General features: G+C 52.1%; 19 protein-coding genes. 15 read left to right on the top strand and 4 right to left on the bottom strand.

The genetic code is table 11. The annotated features are described in order from the left end of the window. The first annotated feature begins 17 nt into the window (after window positions 1-17). The 14 genes from atpD to FD25_RS12050 all read left to right on the top strand — a co-directional run bounded on the left by atpD (window position 18) and on the right by FD25_RS12050 (window position 13201). Window positions 18-1433 carry a F0F1 ATP synthase subunit beta gene (gene atpD / locus FD25_RS12115; protein WP_057804541.1) on the top strand — a complete coding sequence of 472 codons (1416 nt, stop codon included), beginning with the start codon at window positions 18-20 and terminating at the stop codon, window positions 1431-1433. A gap of 13 nt (window positions 1434-1446) precedes the next feature. After that, window positions 1447-1866: a F0F1 ATP synthase subunit epsilon gene (locus tag FD25_RS12110; RefSeq protein ID WP_057804540.1), complete on the top strand. Its 420-nt coding sequence runs from the start codon at window positions 1447-1449 to the stop codon at window positions 1864-1866. A 366-nt stretch (window positions 1867-2232) separates the two neighbouring features. Next, entirely contained in the window at window positions 2233-2463 is a 231-nt protein-coding gene (locus FD25_RS12105) for a DUF1146 family protein (RefSeq protein WP_057733211.1), read from the top strand. A gap of 26 nt (window positions 2464-2489) precedes the next feature. Beyond that, entirely contained in the window at window positions 2490-3803 is a 1314-nt protein-coding gene (gene murA / locus FD25_RS12100) for a UDP-N-acetylglucosamine 1-carboxyvinyltransferase (RefSeq protein ID WP_057804539.1), read from the top strand. Between the two features lie 125 nt (window positions 3804-3928). Further along, the gene (mreB, locus tag FD25_RS12095; protein WP_057804538.1) at window positions 3929-4933 is read left to right on the top strand and encodes a rod shape-determining protein; all 1005 of its coding nucleotides are present in this window, start codon (window positions 3929-3931) and stop codon (window positions 4931-4933) included. Between the two features lie 22 nt (window positions 4934-4955). Beyond that, on the top strand, window positions 4956-5255 hold the full coding sequence (yidD, locus tag FD25_RS12090) for a membrane protein insertion efficiency factor YidD (RefSeq protein ID WP_057804537.1): 300 nt from the start codon (window positions 4956-4958) through the stop codon (window positions 5253-5255). 12 nt (window positions 5256-5267) lie between these two features. Continuing rightward, window positions 5268-5492, top strand: a complete 225-nt coding sequence (locus FD25_RS12085) for a DUF2969 domain-containing protein (protein WP_057804536.1) — start codon at window positions 5268-5270, stop codon at window positions 5490-5492. A gap of 97 nt (window positions 5493-5589) precedes the next feature. Beyond that, complete coding sequence (locus FD25_RS12080) at window positions 5590-6795, top strand: FtsW/RodA/SpoVE family cell cycle protein (RefSeq protein ID WP_057804535.1); 1206 nt, start codon at window positions 5590-5592, stop codon at window positions 6793-6795. Between the two features lie 16 nt (window positions 6796-6811). Further along, on the top strand, window positions 6812-7114 hold the full coding sequence (locus FD25_RS12075) for a glycine cleavage system H family protein (protein WP_083484167.1): 303 nt from the start codon (window positions 6812-6814) through the stop codon (window positions 7112-7114). 235 nt (window positions 7115-7349) lie between these two features. After that, window positions 7350-8150: an SPFH domain-containing protein gene (locus tag FD25_RS12070; RefSeq protein ID WP_371862401.1), complete on the top strand. Its 801-nt coding sequence runs from the start codon at window positions 7350-7352 to the stop codon at window positions 8148-8150. Between the two features lie 33 nt (window positions 8151-8183). After that, window positions 8184-9158, top strand: a complete 975-nt coding sequence (locus FD25_RS12065; RefSeq protein ID WP_057804533.1) for a DUF2785 domain-containing protein — start codon at window positions 8184-8186, stop codon at window positions 9156-9158. A 74-nt stretch (window positions 9159-9232) separates the two neighbouring features. Beyond that, on the top strand, window positions 9233-10372 hold the full coding sequence (locus FD25_RS12060) for a D-alanine--D-alanine ligase family protein (RefSeq protein WP_057804532.1): 1140 nt from the start codon (window positions 9233-9235) through the stop codon (window positions 10370-10372). A gap of 67 nt (window positions 10373-10439) precedes the next feature. Continuing rightward, window positions 10440-12017, top strand: coding sequence for a glycerophosphodiester phosphodiesterase (locus FD25_RS12055; protein ID WP_057804531.1), 1578 nt, complete (start codon window positions 10440-10442; stop codon window positions 12015-12017). Between the two features lie 326 nt (window positions 12018-12343). Continuing rightward, entirely contained in the window at window positions 12344-13201 is an 858-nt protein-coding gene (locus FD25_RS12050) for a helix-turn-helix transcriptional regulator (RefSeq protein WP_057804530.1), read from the top strand. Between the two features lie 198 nt (window positions 13202-13399). Here the strand turns inward: FD25_RS12050 and FD25_RS12045 are convergent, their stop codons facing one another. The 4 genes from FD25_RS12045 to FD25_RS12030 all read right to left on the bottom strand — a co-directional run bounded on the left by FD25_RS12045 (window position 13400) and on the right by FD25_RS12030 (window position 16519). After that, the gene (locus FD25_RS12045) at window positions 13400-13876 is read right to left on the bottom strand and encodes a universal stress protein (protein WP_057804529.1); all 477 of its coding nucleotides are present in this window, start codon (window positions 13874-13876) and stop codon (window positions 13400-13402) included. Window positions 13877-13972: 96 nt separating this feature from the next. Further along, window positions 13973-14263 (bottom strand): hypothetical protein, encoded by a 291-nt coding sequence (locus FD25_RS12040; RefSeq protein WP_057804528.1) that lies wholly within the window; start codon window positions 14261-14263, stop codon window positions 13973-13975. Window positions 14264-14755: 492 nt separating this feature from the next. After that, entirely contained in the window at window positions 14756-16039 is a 1284-nt protein-coding gene (locus FD25_RS12035) for a replication-associated recombination protein A (protein WP_057804527.1), read from the bottom strand. Window positions 16040-16063: 24 nt separating this feature from the next. Further along, window positions 16064-16519 (bottom strand): YueI family protein, encoded by a 456-nt coding sequence (locus FD25_RS12030; protein WP_057804526.1) that lies wholly within the window; start codon window positions 16517-16519, stop codon window positions 16064-16066. Between the two features lie 38 nt (window positions 16520-16557). On the opposite strand from FD25_RS12030, the gene FD25_RS12025 reads away from it, so the two are divergent. After that, the gene (locus FD25_RS12025) at window positions 16558-17208 is read left to right on the top strand and encodes a DUF1054 family protein (protein WP_235807932.1); all 651 of its coding nucleotides are present in this window, start codon (window positions 16558-16560) and stop codon (window positions 17206-17208) included. Window positions 17209-17251: the final 43 nt, after the last annotated feature.

Here is a 17251-nt window from a genome sequence, read left to right as displayed (position 1 = left end):
GGAGGAATTAACGAATAATGAGTACTGGTAAAGTTGTTCAAGTTATCGGACCAGTCGTTGACGTTGAATTCCCATTAAACGATGAATTACCTGATATCAACACCGCCTTAAACATCAAAAAAGATGATGGTAGCGTGCTGGTAACCGAAGTTGCCTTGGAATTAGGTGACGGGGTTATGCGGACGATTGCCATGGACGGGACCGATGGACTTCGCCGGGGCATGGAAGTAGAAAACACCAAGGCTTCTATTTCCGTTCCTGTTGGTGATGACACGTTAGGTCGGGTGTTCAACGTTTTAGGGGAACCAATCGACGGCGGTGCCGAATTTGGTCCTGATGCCGAACGGATGCCAATTCACCGTGACGCACCAAAGTATGACGAATTAAACCCGACGACCGAAATCCTGGAAACTGGGATCAAGGTTATCGACTTACTCGAACCTTACGTTCGTGGTGGGAAGATTGGGTTGTTCGGTGGTGCCGGTGTTGGTAAGACCGTTTTAATTCAGGAATTAATCCATAACATTGCCCAAGGCCATAACGGGATTTCCGTCTTCACCGGTGTTGGTGAACGGACCCGTGAAGGTAACGATATGTACTGGGAAATGAAGGGTTCCGGTGTTTTGAAGCAAACCGCCATGGTTTACGGACAAATGAACGAACCTCCTGGTGCCCGGATGCGGGTGGCCTTGACTGGGTTGACCATCGCGGAATACTTCCGGGATGTGAAGGGCCAAGATGTGCTGTTGTTTATCGACAACATCTTCCGGTTCACCCAAGCCGGTTCTGAAGTTTCGGCCTTGTTAGGTCGGATTCCTTCAGCCGTTGGGTACCAGCCAACGTTGGCCACTGAAATGGGTCAGTTGCAGGAACGGATTACGTCGACGAAGAAGGGGTCTATCACCTCGATCCAAGCCGTCTACGTGCCTGCCGATGACTACACCGACCCGGCGCCAGCGACGACTTTCGCCCATTTGGATGCCACGACCAACTTGGAACGTTCTTTAACGCAACAAGGGATTTACCCCGCCGTGGACCCATTGGCTTCAACGTCAACGGCCTTGGCCCCAGAAATTGTCGGCCAAGAACACTACGACGTGGCGACGGACGTGCAACACGTCTTGCAACGGTATCACGAACTTCAAGACATTATCTCCATCTTAGGGATGGACGAACTGTCTGAAGAAGAACAAACGATTGTCAACCGGGCTCGGCGCATTCAGTTCTTCTTGTCACAACCATTCTCCGTGGCTTCTCAGTTTACGGGGATGGATGGGAAGTACGTGAAGTTGGATGATACGATCCGGAGTTTCAAGGACATCCTCGACGGGAAGTATGATGACCTCCCAGAAGATGCTTTCCGGAACTGTGGGAGTATCGAAGACGCTGTGGCGAAGGCCAAGCAAATGAACGAAGCGCTCGAAAACAACTAGGGAGGGATTCTAATTGGCTGATAATGCATCAGTTTTATCCGTTAGTATCGTCACTCCCGATGGCCGTGTATACGAGAACCAGGGGACTTTCTTAGCCGTTACGACTAAGCTGGGTCAACTGGGGATCATGCCAAATCACGTGCCCGTCATTTCTTCTTTGGAAGTTGACGTGGTGCGGGTCAAGCATGGTGAGGACGAAGATAAGATTGCCGTGAACGGTGGTTTTCTCGAATTCTCCAACAATGCGGCTACCATTGTTGCTGACAGTGCGGAACGTCAGGATGACATTGACGTTGCGCGGGCTGAAAATGCACGTCAACGGGCTGAAGCGACCATCAAGAAGGCGCAAGCCGCTCACGATGCGGACAATTTGGCACGGGCACAGGTTGCTTTGCGGCGAGCTGTTAACCGGATCAATGTGGCTAAGCACTAAACTTTTCAGAAAAGGGGTCTGGGACAAAAGTCTCAGGCTTTTTTTGTGCTCCGAACATCTGGTGCCGAAACGTGCGCTAAAAGGCAGCTAGTTGCGCTTAACCCCGTAAGCCAAACAATCCAAACCCGGGATTATTCGGCTTACGATGTTAATGCTCGCTAGCTAATCGCCTTTTATCCCACTCTCTTTTGTTTGGTTAAAATTTTGGGCGGTAGGTAACTCGAATGGTTGAATAAGATGCCGCTAAATCACTAACCAACTTATTGGTAAATGTAATATTACAACTGCTGATTTTAAAGGATTCGCGGGGACAGGGCGCACAAATTATGCTATAGTTAATGGGAATGTTTGGGAAGGATTGAGCTGATGAAGTTACTTGGCATCCAAGGAATTTTAACCATTATTAGTCATTTGAGTTTTATTGCGCTGGCCTTTTGGGCAATTTCAGCGCTGCATATCGAACGATTGATGCCATTTAATCCCCGGCAAGCCCGCGTTTTAATCGTGATGCTGGCCGTGGCAGTGGGCTTTGGCTGTAGCTCGTTTTTCCTGGACTTCATTAACAATGTTCGTAATCTGGGCTACCTGGTGCGGTAGACCCATCAAACTTCTGGAGGTATCCCATGGAAAAAATCGTTGTTCATGGTGGGAACCGCTTATCTGGTGTTGTCCACATCGAAGGCGCAAAAAACGCCGTTTTGCCAATCTTGGCAGCGTCCATCTTGGCGCGTGATGGGGTTACACATTTAGCAAATGTTCCGGTTCTATCTGACGTTTACACGATGAATAAAGTTCTGCGGTTCCTGAATTTAACCGTGGATTTTGATGAAGCAAACCGACAAATTACGATTGACGCAACCAAGCAACTGTCGAGTGAAGCGCCCTTTGAGTACGTTTCAAAGATGCGCGCCTCGATCGTGGTCATGGGACCACTTTTGGCGCGGCTGGGTCATGCCCGGGTCGCTTTACCAGGTGGCTGTGCCATCGGGACACGGCCAATCGACCTGCATTTAAAGGGGTTAGAGGCCTTGGGTGCCCGGATCGAGCAACATGACGGGTACATTGAAGCGTTTGCTGATCGTCTAACGGGAAGTCACATTTACCTGTACTTCCCGAGCGTTGGGGCCACCCAAAACATCATGATGGCGGCATGTTTAGCCCAAGGAACGACCGAAATCGATAACGTCGCTCGGGAACCCGAAATTGTGGATTTAGCCAACGTCTTAAACAAGATGGGCGCCCACGTTCGGGGGGCTGGGACCGAAACGATTCGGATCGAAGGCGTTACGGCCATGCATGGGACGGACCATAACGTGGTCCAGGACCGGATCGAAGCGGGAACCTTCATGGTCGCTGCGGCGTTAACCCACGGGAACGTGCTGATTCAAGATGGAATTGTTGAGCACAATAAACCGTTGATTTCTAAGCTTCAAGAAATGGGCGTGCAGGTCACCGAAGAAACCGACGGCGTTCGGGTCATCGGGCCGGCGACGTTACAGCCCACGGATGTGAAGACGTTGCCTTATCCGGGCTTCCCCACGGACATGCAACCCCAGATGACGATTCTGCAACTGACGGCCGAGGGAACTAGTACCATGACGGAAACCGTTTTTGAAAACCGTTTCATGCACCTCGAAGAACTCCGACGGATGAACGCCCAGTTCCAAATCAATGGCCGAACGGTGGTCATGCACGGGCCGACTGATTTTAACGGGGCCGAAGTGGCAGCGACCGATTTACGGGCGGCTGCGGCGTTAGTCTTGGCTGGCTTGGTGGCTGACGGGTATACGCAGGTCACGAACCTGAAATACCTGGACCGGGGCTATTACGACTTCCATAAGAAGTTAGCGGCGTTGGGCGCGGAAGTCAAGCGAATTTCCGTTCCGGATAACGATGCCGTGGTACTGAAGAACAAGCGCATTAATAACGAAGTTTAACCAACTGAAAGGTGGCGAACAGCCACCTTTTTCTTTGCCTCGGACAAACCATTTAGAGTTTAGGTGGATTATGGTATAATGAAATGTTGAAAATTGGCATTTAAAATCAGGAGGAAAACAATAGTATGGCGAAAGACATTGGAATTGATCTGGGAACCGCAAACGTTTTAATTTACGTGGTCGGTAAAGGCATCGTATTGAACGAGCCCTCGGTGGTGGCGATTGATACGAAGACCGATAAGGTATTGGCGGTGGGATCCGAAGCCTACCGGATGGTGGGACGGACGCCTGGTAACATCCGCGCGATTCGGCCGTTAAAGGATGGGGTCATTTCCGATTTTGATATTACCGAAGCCATGCTTTCCTACTTTATTAATAAACTGAGCGTTAAGGGCTTCTTATCCAAGCCAAACATTATGATCTGTGCCCCGACGAACATTACCGAAATCGAACGCAAGGCCATCATTCAGGCGGCTGAAAAGTCTGGGGGCGCCAAGGTCTACTTGGAAGCCGAACCTAAGGTGGCCGCTTTAGGGGCCGGGATGGACATCTTTAAGCCTTCCGGGAACATGGTCATCGACATGGGTGGGGGGACTAGTGACATTGCCATCCTGTCGTTAGGCGATATCGTCGCCAGCCAGTCGATCCGCGTGGCGGGGGACCGGATGAACGCGGAGATCGTCAACTACCTCAAGCACAAGCATAATTTGATTGTTGGGGAACGGACGGCCGAAACTATCAAGATCAAGATTGGGACGGCTTATCCGGAACCCGACAATGACAAGAAGACCATGGCCGTTAGAGGTCGGGACTCCGTTTCGGGGATGCCGACTGAAACTACGATCACGGCGACGGAAGTAGAGGAAGCCATTCATGATTCCGTCGACCAGATTATTGAAGCGGCTAAAACGGTATTGGAGACCACGCCACCAGAATTAGCGGCCGACATCATCGACCGGGGCATCATGTTGACCGGTGGGGGTGCGCTGTTAGACGGCATTGACAAGCTGTTCTCCGAGAAGCTGACCGTACCGGTTATCATTTCCGAAGACCCGTTAGATAACGTGGCCAAGGGTGCCGGGGTCTTACTGGAACACATGAACACCAAAGTGGCAGAGCAAAACAACTAACCGCGACAAAGGGGGTCGTTAAATGCGGCGTTTATTGATGGGACTGGTCCGGGGGTACCAACGCTGGATCTCACCACTGTTTCCACCAACCTGTCGGTATTACCCGACCTGCTCAACCTATATGCTGCAAGCGTTGGCCAAGCATGGGGCATTTAAGGGCAGCTTGATGGGCATTGCCCGAATTTTACGGTGTCACCCCTTTGTGCACGGCGGGGTCGATCCGGTACCGGATCACTTTTCCCTGCGCCGCAACGTGGCGGCAGAACGCGCTTATCGTCGGGAAATGGGATTAGACGATCAGTCGCGGACCACAACCAAGTAAAGGAGAGTCGGCATGAGTAAACGAGAAAAGGCGGTCCAAGTGACCGTGGATGAACAAAAGTTACCCGACGGAACGACGATGTCCGTTTTGAAGATTGGGAAAGAAACCATTGGAACGGTCCAACCCTTAGCGGACCGTTTTGAAGCCCAACTAACGGACGGCGACGTCTACCACGTCAAGACCGTTGACGAAGGCGTCGAAGTCCTGCTACAGGACTATCATTTGCACCGGGGATAATAAATTTTGGTAAAATTGGCCGGAGCGGAACGTCGAAGTTCCCTGCGGCCTTTATAATTAGAAACAAAATCTTGAGTTTGATTAAGGAGCAATCATCGTGGCAAAAAATGCGACAAGACAACAAGATGAAGTGGACTCCCGGATTGACTGGGGGGTCATCTTCTGTGTGCTGATGTTGGCTTTGATTGGTTTGGCGTCGATCTACGTTGCGGCAACGCACGATTCGAGTGCGACGAGCATTACGTCGGCCGTGGTTTCCCAACTGGCCTGGTACATCATCGGAACCATCGCGATTGTGATTATTATGCAGTTTGACTCCGAACAGCTGTGGCGAGTCGCCCCGTTACTCTACGGGATTGGACTCTTCCTATTGCTTTCAGTCTTGGTCTTCTACAGTCGGGCGTACTACGTGAACACGGGGGCTAAAAGTTGGTTTGCGATTGGACCGTTGACCTTTCAACCTTCCGAAGTGATGAAACCGGCCTTTATTTTGATGCTGGCGCGAGTCGTCGCGGATCACAACAACCAATTTCCGGTACACACGTTTAATTCGGACTGGCGCCTGATCGGTAAGGTCATCTTATGGACACTCCCCATCGCCGTGGGCCTGAAGTTGCAAAATGACTTCGGGACCATGCTGGTGTTCTTCGCGATTGCCGGGGGCGTGATTCTGGTTTCCGGGGTGACCTGGAAGATTCTAGCGCCGACGTTTGGGGCCATCGCCGTCCTCGGTGGGGGCGCCCTGACACTGGTGACCACCGGCTGGGGGCGGAAGATCTTGGAGAAGGTCGGTTTTCAGGCTTACCAATTCTCCCGGGTCGACACCTGGTTACACCCGTCGGCCGACACCTCTAACCAAGGGTATCAACTTTGGCAGAGTATGAAGGCCGTGGGGTCCGGAAGCATCTTTGGGACCGGGTTCAACACCTCGCACGTGTACGTCCCCGTGCGGGAATCCGATATGATTTTCTCCGTTATTGGGGAAAACTTCGGGTTCATCGGGGGCTGTGTCCTGATCTTCCTGTACTTCTTGTTGATCTACCAAATGATTCGGGTGACCTTCGACACCAAAAACGTTTTTTACGCTTACATCTCGACCGGGGTTATCATGATGATTCTCTTCCACGTGTTCGAAAACATTGGGATGAGTATCGGACTGTTACCGCTGACCGGGATTCCGTTGCCTTTCGTGAGTCAAGGGGGGTCGGCATTGATCGGAAATTTGATTGGGATTGGTTTGATCATGTCAATGCGGTATCATTATAAGAGTTACATGTTTAGTCGTAACGAATCGTTTAAATAAAGGAGCTTTTGGAATTATGAGTGAAATGGTAAAGTATTTCTGGACCAAAGCGACCACTGATGGGACCCGAATTGGGTTGACGACGGAAGGTCAAGACGAACTGGGCACCATCAAGTTCGCCAAAATGCCAGAAGTTGGCGATCAGATTAAGAAGGGCGACAACCTGCTGAACGTTGAAGCGGATAAAGCCGTCTCAGATATTCCAAGCCCCGTCACGGGGAAGGTCACGGCCGTTAACCCGGCTTTAGCCGATAGTTTCGATGCGTTAAACGGTCACGATACGGATGCTGCTTGGTTTGTCGACGTGCAAGAAGACTAACGTTTAGTAGCCACCGGGTCAACTCGTCAGAGTTGGCCCGGTTTTTCTTTTCTCCCGGGAGTCGGGTATAATAGAGATAGTGGATTGAAAATTTAGGTATTGAGTGATTGGCCTCGACGTTGATGCGGTCTCAGCGAGCTGGCGTCGGTCGGTGCTTCTTAAGGGAAATGGAGTGAGTCACGTGACGGAAAAAAACGTTTTTCATATTAACGGGTATCTTGGGTTAATTATCGTCTTGGCCCTACTAATTGTGGGCGGTTACTGTCTCTTATTGGCGGGTGGAGCCATGGTTCTCGGCATCCTCCTGATTGTAATCGCTATCTTAGCGGCTAGCAGTCTGACGATTATTGGTCCCAACCAATCGAAGGTCCTGACCTTCTTTGGGCGTTACATCGGGACCATTCGGGAAGCGGGCTTGTACCTCACCGTTCCGCTGACCAACAAGACTACGGTTTCACTACGGGTACGGAACTTTAACAGTGCCATCCTGAAGGTTAACGACTTGCAAGGAAATCCCGTGGAGATTGCGGCGGTCATTGTGTTTAAGGTTGTGGATACCAGCAAGGCCTTATTTGCGGTCGAAGATTACGAACAATTCGTCGAGATTCAAAGTGAATCTGCGATCCGGCACGTGGCCTCCGAATACGCCTACGATAATTTTGGTGACGGGGAAGCGTTGACCTTGCGGAGCAACCCGACCGAGGTATCGGATCACCTGACCGAAGAGTTGCAGGAACGGTTGAACGTGGCCGGCGTAAAGATTATTGAAACGCGCTTGACCCACCTGGCCTATGCGACCGAAATTGCCTCGGCCATGCTCCAACGGCAACAATCGCAGGCAATTTTGTCGGCTCGGAAGATTATCGTCGAGGGGGCCGTGTCGATTACCGAAGGGGCGATTGACCGCTTAGCGGCCGAGACGGACCTGAATCTGACCGACAATCAGAAATTACAATTAATCAATAATATGATGGTTTCCATCATTAATGAACGGGGCTCCCAACCGGTGATCAACACGGGTAAGGTCGAGTCATAATCAGGATAACGGAAAATATTGGAGGATTCTTTGATGGACGAGCAGATTGAGACGTTACAGCAGCACTTACAGGACTTGCGGCACCAACTCCACGCGGGGACGGTGTATCAATCGTTGGGTGATCGCATCGGGCACCTGATCGATGGCGTGCACCGGCAGCGCCGCACCCCGATCGCCTTACCGGACGAGCAAGACGGGATTCAAGACCTGTTAAAAGACGTCAGTCAGGGGTTGGAGGGGGATCGGGAGGTTCACCTGACACTGGCTGAGCTCGATCACTTGCTCCAACATCTGCGGTCGACGAACCCCAAGATTCGGTACCTGGGCGTGCACTTCACGCTCTACGATGCCCTCGAGGACGGGGTCTTTTCGGCGGCACAGATTCAGTGGCTGGTTACCCAACTTTTACGGGACGACCGCTTGTTTGACCACATCCTGGAGCCCAGCAATCAAGGCGTCTACGGTCGTTCGGCAGCGATGTCGTTTCTAGCGACGTTGATCCATTACAGTAACGATCACCCGAAACTGGTGCAACTCGACTACGACGAAATTGTGGTTAAGGTGGCCACGTATATTTGTCTGGAAACGGATACGCGGGGGTTCATCAATCAGCAGGGGTGGGCCCACGCCTTTACTTCTATCACCGAATTACTGACCACGTTAGGGGATGGCAGCCAATTGACCCGTGCGGACAAGCTATTCTTGATGGTCACGTTGTTAGAACGGTTTAAACGGTTGGCGACACCGTTGATTTACGGGGAAACGGAGCGGATGGGGGGCTACTTGGTAATGCTGACCAACCGGCATCCCATCTATGAATCCGCGTGTCTGACCGCGTTAAAGCAGTGGCGTCAACAGGTTGCCTTACACCGCCGGGCCACGGAAACGGCGGCCGGCTGGAATCAGTTCTACAACCGCCGACGGTTACTTGACGCCATGCGGCTACAACGGGACCTGTCGCCGCAGATTCGGGCGTATTTATCCTCCGCGATTGATTTTTTAGCATAAAGATATACTAATATTTTTTGAGAAATGGTATACTGAAGGCTAACCGAAATACACACGTAAGGATGAGTGACATCATGGAAAAAAATAAGTTACACGTCGGTTTATTATTCGGTGGAAATTCCTCCGAGCACGACGTTTCGAAACGGTCGGCTCGCAACATTTACGACGCAATGGACAAGACTCGTTATACAGTTAGTTTATTCTTACTAACTCGCGATGGTTTTGTGTTAAGCGATGCGGCCTCCCAGCGGGTCTTCAACGGTGAAGACGAAGCAACGGTAGCGGCAGAGGAACAAGCCAAGATCGATTCGGCAAATCCATTGGCACCCATTTGGAATCTCTCGCAAGCGAAGGACATTGATGTTTTCTTCCCAATTATTCACGGTAATTTGGGTGAAGACGGGACTATCCAGGGGCTTTTCCGCTTATTGAAAAAACCCTATGTTGGTAGTGACGTCTTAGCATCAGCCACGTCCTTTGATAAGGATCGGACCAAGCAAGTCTTGACGGCTAACGGCATCCGGAACACCAAGTACGTGGTGGTGACGCCGGCCAACCGTGACGCGATGGACTACGCCACCGTTCAAGCCAAGTTAGGGACCGATGTCTTCATTAAGCCCGCCAACCAAGGCTCCTCGGTGGGAATTCACAAGGCCAGCAACGAACAAGAATACCTGGACGGGTTAGCAGACGCGTTCCGGTACGATTACAAGGTGCTAGTGGAAGAAACCATTGCGGGCTTGCAAGAAGTTGAGATTTCCATTTTGGGTAACGAAAAACCCCAAGCGTCGAAGCTCGGAGCCATCCGGGTACCAGAAAAAGACGTCTTCTACGACTACAACAACAAATTTGTGGACGCTAGTGGCGTGACCTTTGAAGTACCGGTGCAATTACCAGCCGCACTGGCCAAAGAAATCACCACGATGGGTCTGCAAACCTACGCGGCGTTGGGCCTGAAGGGGATGGCGCGGATCGACTACTTGGTTTCCAAGGATAACGTGCCGTACGTGGGTGAGGTCAACACCTTACCGGGCTTCACCAACATTAGCCTGTACCCCCAACTGTGGGAGGCTTCCGGGATTAGTTACACGGATCTGATCGACCGCTTGATCGACTTAGCCATTGCGGAATTTAACCGCGAAGATAAGTTAGCTTACGACTTCGTGCCGTTGGATGACCATTCGGCCGCTTCAACGTACCAATTAAAGAAGTAGACTAGTAACTCGAGTCGGTGAGACGCTTTGGCGGACTCATCGGCTTTTTTTATGGGGAGATGGGCGTGTGCAAACGAAACGACAGAAACTTTACCGGGCTTGGCGCTGGGGATTCACCAATTCCCAGTTACTGGGTGGCTGGACGGGATTAATCGTGGGTTTAGGGGTGCTCCGGTGGGGCGGCCAATTTTCGGGCTGGTCGGTTGGCCTACTGCTCGGCGTATGCGGTGAACTTGGTCTAGCGGGGTGGCAACTGAGTAATCTAGGTCGGGTGTACGGCGCTGTTCCGGGAATCAGACGCGGCTGGCAGCGCTGGGGGAACTGGGTGGGCCTGGGCGTGAGTCTGGGACTATTGAGTCTCCCCTGGGGGCTCTTTGGTTTGGGCAGCCGCCTACTAGTCCGCTTACAGTTACCGGCGGCTTGGGTTAACTGGGTGGGCCTCCATCGACACGGGTTAGCCGGGATCGTGGTGGTCGGTTATTTAGGGTTATTGGCGTACAGCCTCATCTGGGGACCCCGGCATTGGCGGCTGACGCGACAATCTGGGACACCCAAGCAGATGGTCGGTGGTTTAGCGGTCTTGGTTGGCGGGATGTTTCTGTGGTTCGGGGGGAGCCTGGGCCTAGTAGCACTCAACCGCCAGCTAGACGCCACGTTAACGGGAACTGGGGCCTTCTGGTTAACGGCCGGTTCGTTAGGCCTGATTCTGGGTAGTTACACGTTAGTCGCCTTGTTAGGGACGCTCACGCTGGTTTGGAGCTGGTGTGGCCAACCGACACTGCCCGTTGCGCCCCGCCGAGGCCCCGCTGGTTATTGGCTGCTGTTAGTCGTTTGGTTTGTGGTGAGTGGTGGTGTGATTACGCAGACGCTCCACCAGCCACGGTTAGGCGCAACTACCATGATCAGTCACCGGGGAGTGGACCACGGTGTGGGGGTTCAGAATACGCTGGGGGCGTTACGACACGTGAGTCGTCAGCATCCCCGCTACGTGGAAATGGATCTACACGAGACTCAGGATCATCAGTGGGTGGTCTTACATGACGAGAACTTGCGGGACCTGGCGGGCGTGAACGTGACACCCCATCAGTGGCCACTTCGACGGTTGACGCGCTTGACGCTCCAGGAAAACGGGCAACGGGCCCGCTTAGTCAGTTGGGAACGGTACCTTCGAGCGGCCGAACGGTTGCATCAGCCGCTGTTAGTTGAACTCAAAACGACGCCGACGGACTCGGCGGGCATGGCGTCCCGGTTTGCCCGGCAGTACGCCGCTCGCTTACGGCGGGACCGTTCAGCGGTGCATTCGCTGGATTACCGAGCCGTGGCGGCCGTGCACCGAACGGCTCCCCGGTTGCGAGTCGGGTACATCACCCCGTTTAACTGGGTCTCACCAACTTCGGTGCCGGCGGATTTCTATTCCTTTCAGCGTTTGTCGATTAGTGACCAGTTCATTCAGGCGGCCCATCGCCGTCACGCTGCGGCTTACCTGTGGACCCCCGACTCGCGCGTGGCGATGACGCAGGCTTGGGCGTTGGGGGCGGACGGGCAGATCACCAATCAGGTGAGTCGCTTGCACCGGGTGGTGGCCCAGCGACCGACCTCAGCGCTGTGGGCGGTCGTCTTGAACTTTACGTTAAGCTATATTTGAATTAGCAAACAATCAATTAAATATAGAAAATACGAACATTACGAAAATGTTGACTCATCTCAATAGTGAGTATAAAGTGAGTTATGGAAAAATGATAAAATGGTATAGACAGATTAAAGTTCATTAATAAAGCGCCATATTGCTTGTGTTTCCGGCCAAATCACTTATTATTATAATTAATGATAAAGAGATTGGGGACTGCTGATAAACTTTTATTGGTAAGACACGAAGAAAGTTAGGTTAATATATCAATTTCTTTGTAGAAAAATGTTCGTCTTTATCGAGAAACTGTTGATTACCAGACAAGTTTTAAGAGGAGATCTGAGATGCGCTTACTAGGGGACAAGCTCAAACAATACCGCAAGCAAAAGAATTTATCACAGCAAGAATTAGCCGAGGGCATTTGTACGCAGGCGACGGTCAGCCTAATGGAAAAGAAGAACAAAGTACCTAGCATTAAGATTATTTTACAGATTTGCCGGCGCTTGAACGTTTCACTGGAAGATATCTTAGCCGGCATGGGGAGCGGGCTAGACGATCAATTTGGTCGGATTTCGCGGGCCGTGCGTTTCGGGGATTACCACGGCGCCGACCGGCTGTTGGACCAACTAGACATGGCCAGTGTGCAGAACGCCTTTGACCGGGAACGGTACCACTACTACCGGGGGTTTGTCGAGATTGGCGCCCGGCAACGGCCCGACGAAGCGATTTTTCACTTTAACCTGTTGCTCCATCGCTCGTACCGGATGCCGTGGGATTTGTACGCCATCGTGGGGAACGTGGGGATGGCCGCGGCGTACTTAGAACGAAAAGAATACGAAAAGGTGCATTACTACTTACGCGAAGCCATGTCGTACTTAGACAATTACGAATGGCACGAGGAAGAGGAGTTCAAGCGGCTGGTTTGGGCGCGTTACCGCATCGCCCAACTGTACCTTCAGCTCGAACAACCCCAGCTGGTCAACGAAAACGTTGAGGCCGCGTTACAGGTGGTTAAACAGCAGGATTCGTTGTACTTGATCGATGTCTTGTACGAACTAAAGGGGCAAGCGGAACAGGCGTTGTTGGCGACGACGGCGGCGAAACGTAGCCTGGCGATTGCGCAGACCCTGGCCGTGGTGACACACAACGTGGCGTTACAACAGCGGTTAGGCCAAACGGTGGGGTCGCTATTACCGGACTAAGTTGGGGCATCACCGTCTAACTAATAACTAGAATAACTGGTCAATTGAGGGACTTCACGAAAATTGTGAAGTCCCTCATTATGTATTGGGTTTAAACTTGGTTGGCGGTTACCGGCTGCTCGAAGGGAGCGTGGCGGCAGCGAAACCAACAAAAAACCGGTTTAGGGATTTTCCCTAAACCGGTTGAATAATGGCTGGTTAGTTTTGTGAAGTGGCCTTGGCGGGCTTGTTGTTGAGATCCGTCCGAACCACAATCACGTCGCAGATGGCGGTCCGCGTCACGTATTCCGTGACGGACCCGATTAAGAGTCGTTCGACCGCGTTAAGCCCGGTCGCCCCAATCATAATGAGGTCGGTATCGTTATCCCGGGGAACGTCACGGGCAATAATCGTCTTGGGTGCCCCGTATTCGATGGCGTAGTCAATCTTTTCCAGACCATCGGCTTTGGCATCCGCAACGTACTTGTCTAACGTCTTTTTCGCCGTCTCGGTCACTTGTTCCACCATACTGGTATCGAAGCTCGAGATATTTTGAAAAGCGCGGGTATCGACAACGTGAACGAGATGTAAATCAGCATCGTTACGCTTAGCCACGGCAACGGCTTTCTTGAAGGCTAATTCGGCTTCGTAAGAACCATCAACGGGGACTAAAATGTGCTTGTATTGTTGTAACATATATATTCACCTCTCATTACTTGATACTTTCATGATACGTTATTTGTCCTGAAATAAAAAGTAAAATGGCAAAAAAGAGGGAAAATTTGTAACCGGTTACTCCCCCTTGGGGAACCAATGTACCAGAATCAACTGCAGGCTGATGATGGCAACGACCCCGACCAAGAGGATCATGGAAATGAAGATGAAGTTGTTCATGACGGTGGCGATTGCGGAGATCACGCCGATGACCATGAGCACGATGCCGCCTCCCGTCAGTACGTGGCTGAGGGCCGGCGTATTTTCGGGATGAAAAACTAAAAAGGACTTTTGCCGGTGACTGAAGAAGTACCAGCCAAGACCAAAAGATAATAGGGTGTAACAAACCATTAATATCGTAATTGCCACGGGAACGTTTCCTCCTTGAATAGACACGCTAAGCTGAAAACTAGTTTACTAGTCCGTCCGAGTTTACGCAAGCGTCACCGTACGGGCAAAAGAAAAGAGTCTAGACAAAGGTCTCAGGCTCGCTTGTATCTCCGAATATTTGGTGTTAGAACGTGCGCCAAAAGGCAGCTGGCTTCGCTTACAATGTTAATGCTCACCAGCTAACCGTCTTTTTGCCCACTCCCAAAAAGAAAAGGGCCATTCAAGGGAATGGTCCTCAAAGCACAAGGCTTTAGTGATCTAAGTGGTGCCGTTAATTGTCCAGTCATGTTGACCCGCGATGACAATGCAGGGGGGAAAGCGAAATAACGTTGCTGACTACCAAGTGAAAAGGCCTGTCATTGACGCTATCATATGGCGATCCCGTTTAAGAATTACTTGTTCGGCAACTTGTAGTAAGACAACGCGTACACCTTAGAGTCACTTGTATCTTAGCATATAAATTTTTAAATATCAATTATCGTGATAGTTGGCCCGCCGCAGTCGTTGATACTGGGCACCAAATTGTTGCTCAAATTTACCGTTACTCTTGGGGTCGTAATACCGCGCGTGCCGTAGGGTGTCGGGTAGATATTGTTGTTGGACCCAGTCGTTAGGAAAGTCGTGAGGAAACTTATACGTGGTCCCGTGACCTAATTTTTTCGCCCCGGCGTAGTGCGCGTCTTTCAGGTGGTCGGGGACGATGCCACTATGCCCGTTTTGTACGTCGGCCAACGCGGCGTCGATGGCGCTGATCCCAGAATTGGACTTCGGGGACAGACACAGTTCGATGACAGCGTCGGCTAACGGAATCCGGCCTTCGGGCAAGCCTAATTGTTGAGCGGCCTGAACCGCTTGAACGGTCCGGGCCGCGGCGGGCAGGTTGGCCAGGCCCACGTCTTCGTAGGCGATGACCATCAGTCGTCGACAAATCGACGGTAAGTCGCCGGCCGCGACCAGCTGCGCCAAGTAATGTAACGCGGCGTCAGTGTCGCTGCCACGAATCGACTTTTGAAAGGCCGAAATCACGTCGTAATGTGCGTCACCGTTTTTATCGCCCACGAGGGCTTTGCGCTGAAAACATTCTTCGGCCACGGGCAACGTCACGTGAATCTGCTGATCCGACTCGGTCGGTGGGGTGGATTGGGCGGCTAGCTCTAACCCGTTAAGGGCGCTTCGCAGATCACCGTTAGTGGCGTCCGCCATGAAGTCTAAGGCCGCCTCATCGACGGTTAAGGGTAATTGTCCCAGTCCCCGTTCGGTATCAACTAGGGCTCGTTTTAAGGCGGTGAAGATGTCGTCGTGGGTCAGGGGATGGACCTCAAAAATCTGGGTCCGACTCCGAATAGCCGGGTTGATATTTAAGTACGGGTTTTCGGTGGTGGCGCCAATCAAGATGATCCGGCCACTTTCGAGGTGGGGCAATAAGAAGTCCTGCTTAGTTTTGTCTAACCGGTGAATTTCGTCGAGTAACAAAATAACGGTGCCGCTCATCTTGGCTTCTTCGGCGACGACCTGCAGATCTTTTTTGGAATCGGTCGCGGCGTTGAGTTTGCGAAAAGCGTATTTCGTGGAGCCGGCAATGGCACTGGCGATACTGGTTTTACCGGTGCCGGGCGGCCCGTAAAGAATCATGGACGACAGGAGCTTAGCGGCGACCATCCGGGCAATGATCTTCCCGGGGCCCACCAAGTCCTGCTGCCCGACCACGTCTTCTAGACGTTGGGGTCGCATGCGGTAGGCTAAAGGTTGTGCCAAAATAAAAACTCCTTTTTTGAAGGCTTAGTGGTTTAAGAGGTGACCGAGCCAGCTGGTTTTCTTGGTCGGTTGGACGGTTGGGGCGACCTCGTCCGGGTATTTTTTGGCTAATGCAATGGGGGATTGGTTGATTGCCGTCTCGGCGGCCACCACCAGGCCCAGGTCGCTATCGGCTAACCCGTAAATGGTATCTTGACGAATCGTAAATTTTACGTTGTGTTGGCTCGCCACCTTGAGGTAGGGGCCCAGGTCGCTTTGGGCGATATGACCGTTTAAGATGACCTGATAATCGGGGTGGTCGGTGATCTCGGTGATGAAGGCCGCTAAGTTCTGGTGATCAACGACTTCGGCGATGGTCATGGCGAGCGAAACACGCTCCCTAAAAGTGCCCAGGTAGTGTCGCTGTTCGTCGGGTTTGATCTTCGGTGTCCCGTACATTGCGGCATCGAGATGCTGTTCCATCGAACTTTTTTCCGTCATGTAAATCCCTCTTTTCAACGTAGTGGCATTAGTATAACATGGAATTGAAACGAACCGTGAGCAAAGACTTAGGGGGTGAAATCGTGTATCAAGATAGTGATTTTGCGGTGTTTGACGACGTCACGTTGCCCGGCCGCTTGGCCAAGATTCGGGCCATTATTGATCCTAAATTCACGGCGACCGTGACGGCCTTGCAACCACAATTAGCAGCGGTGGGGGTGCCGGTTTATCCGCACCTGGCGTTGCATCGGCGACGGACCAAGAATCCGCCGCCGGATACCTGGGTGGCGTTGAGTACGTCAAAGCGGGGGTATAAGATGTTGCCCCACTTTGAATTTGGCCTGTGGGACGATCAGCTGTACATCTGGTTGGTGGTCTTACAAGAAGCTCAGGACCGGCAAACTGTGATCGACCGGGTCAGCCCCCAAACGGTGGCCGGCTTACCCGCGAACTTTGAGTGGGCCGACGACCATACGGATAAGACGGTGCACCGGCCGTTAACCGCGAGCGGGTGGGACCAGTTGACGGCTGCCCAATCCCAAAAGCACGCCGAATGGCTGATTGGTCGGACGTTTGACCAGGGGAGTGCCTTCTTTACCGGGGACGCGGCGGCACAATTGGCCACCATTCAAACGACGATTGCGGCGCTAATCCCGGTCTACCGGGAACTAATCGGTGGGACCGCGTAACGACAAAAAAGCCTCTGCCAATGGCAGAAGCTTTTTTGATAAC

The sequence above is a fragment of the Levilactobacillus acidifarinae DSM 19394 = JCM 15949 genome (genome assembly GCF_001434835.1).
GTDB lineage: Bacteria > Bacillota > Bacilli > Lactobacillales > Lactobacillaceae > Levilactobacillus > Levilactobacillus acidifarinae.
Note: the sequence above shows the minus strand (reverse complement) of the source record. Positions and strands in the feature narration are given on the sequence as shown.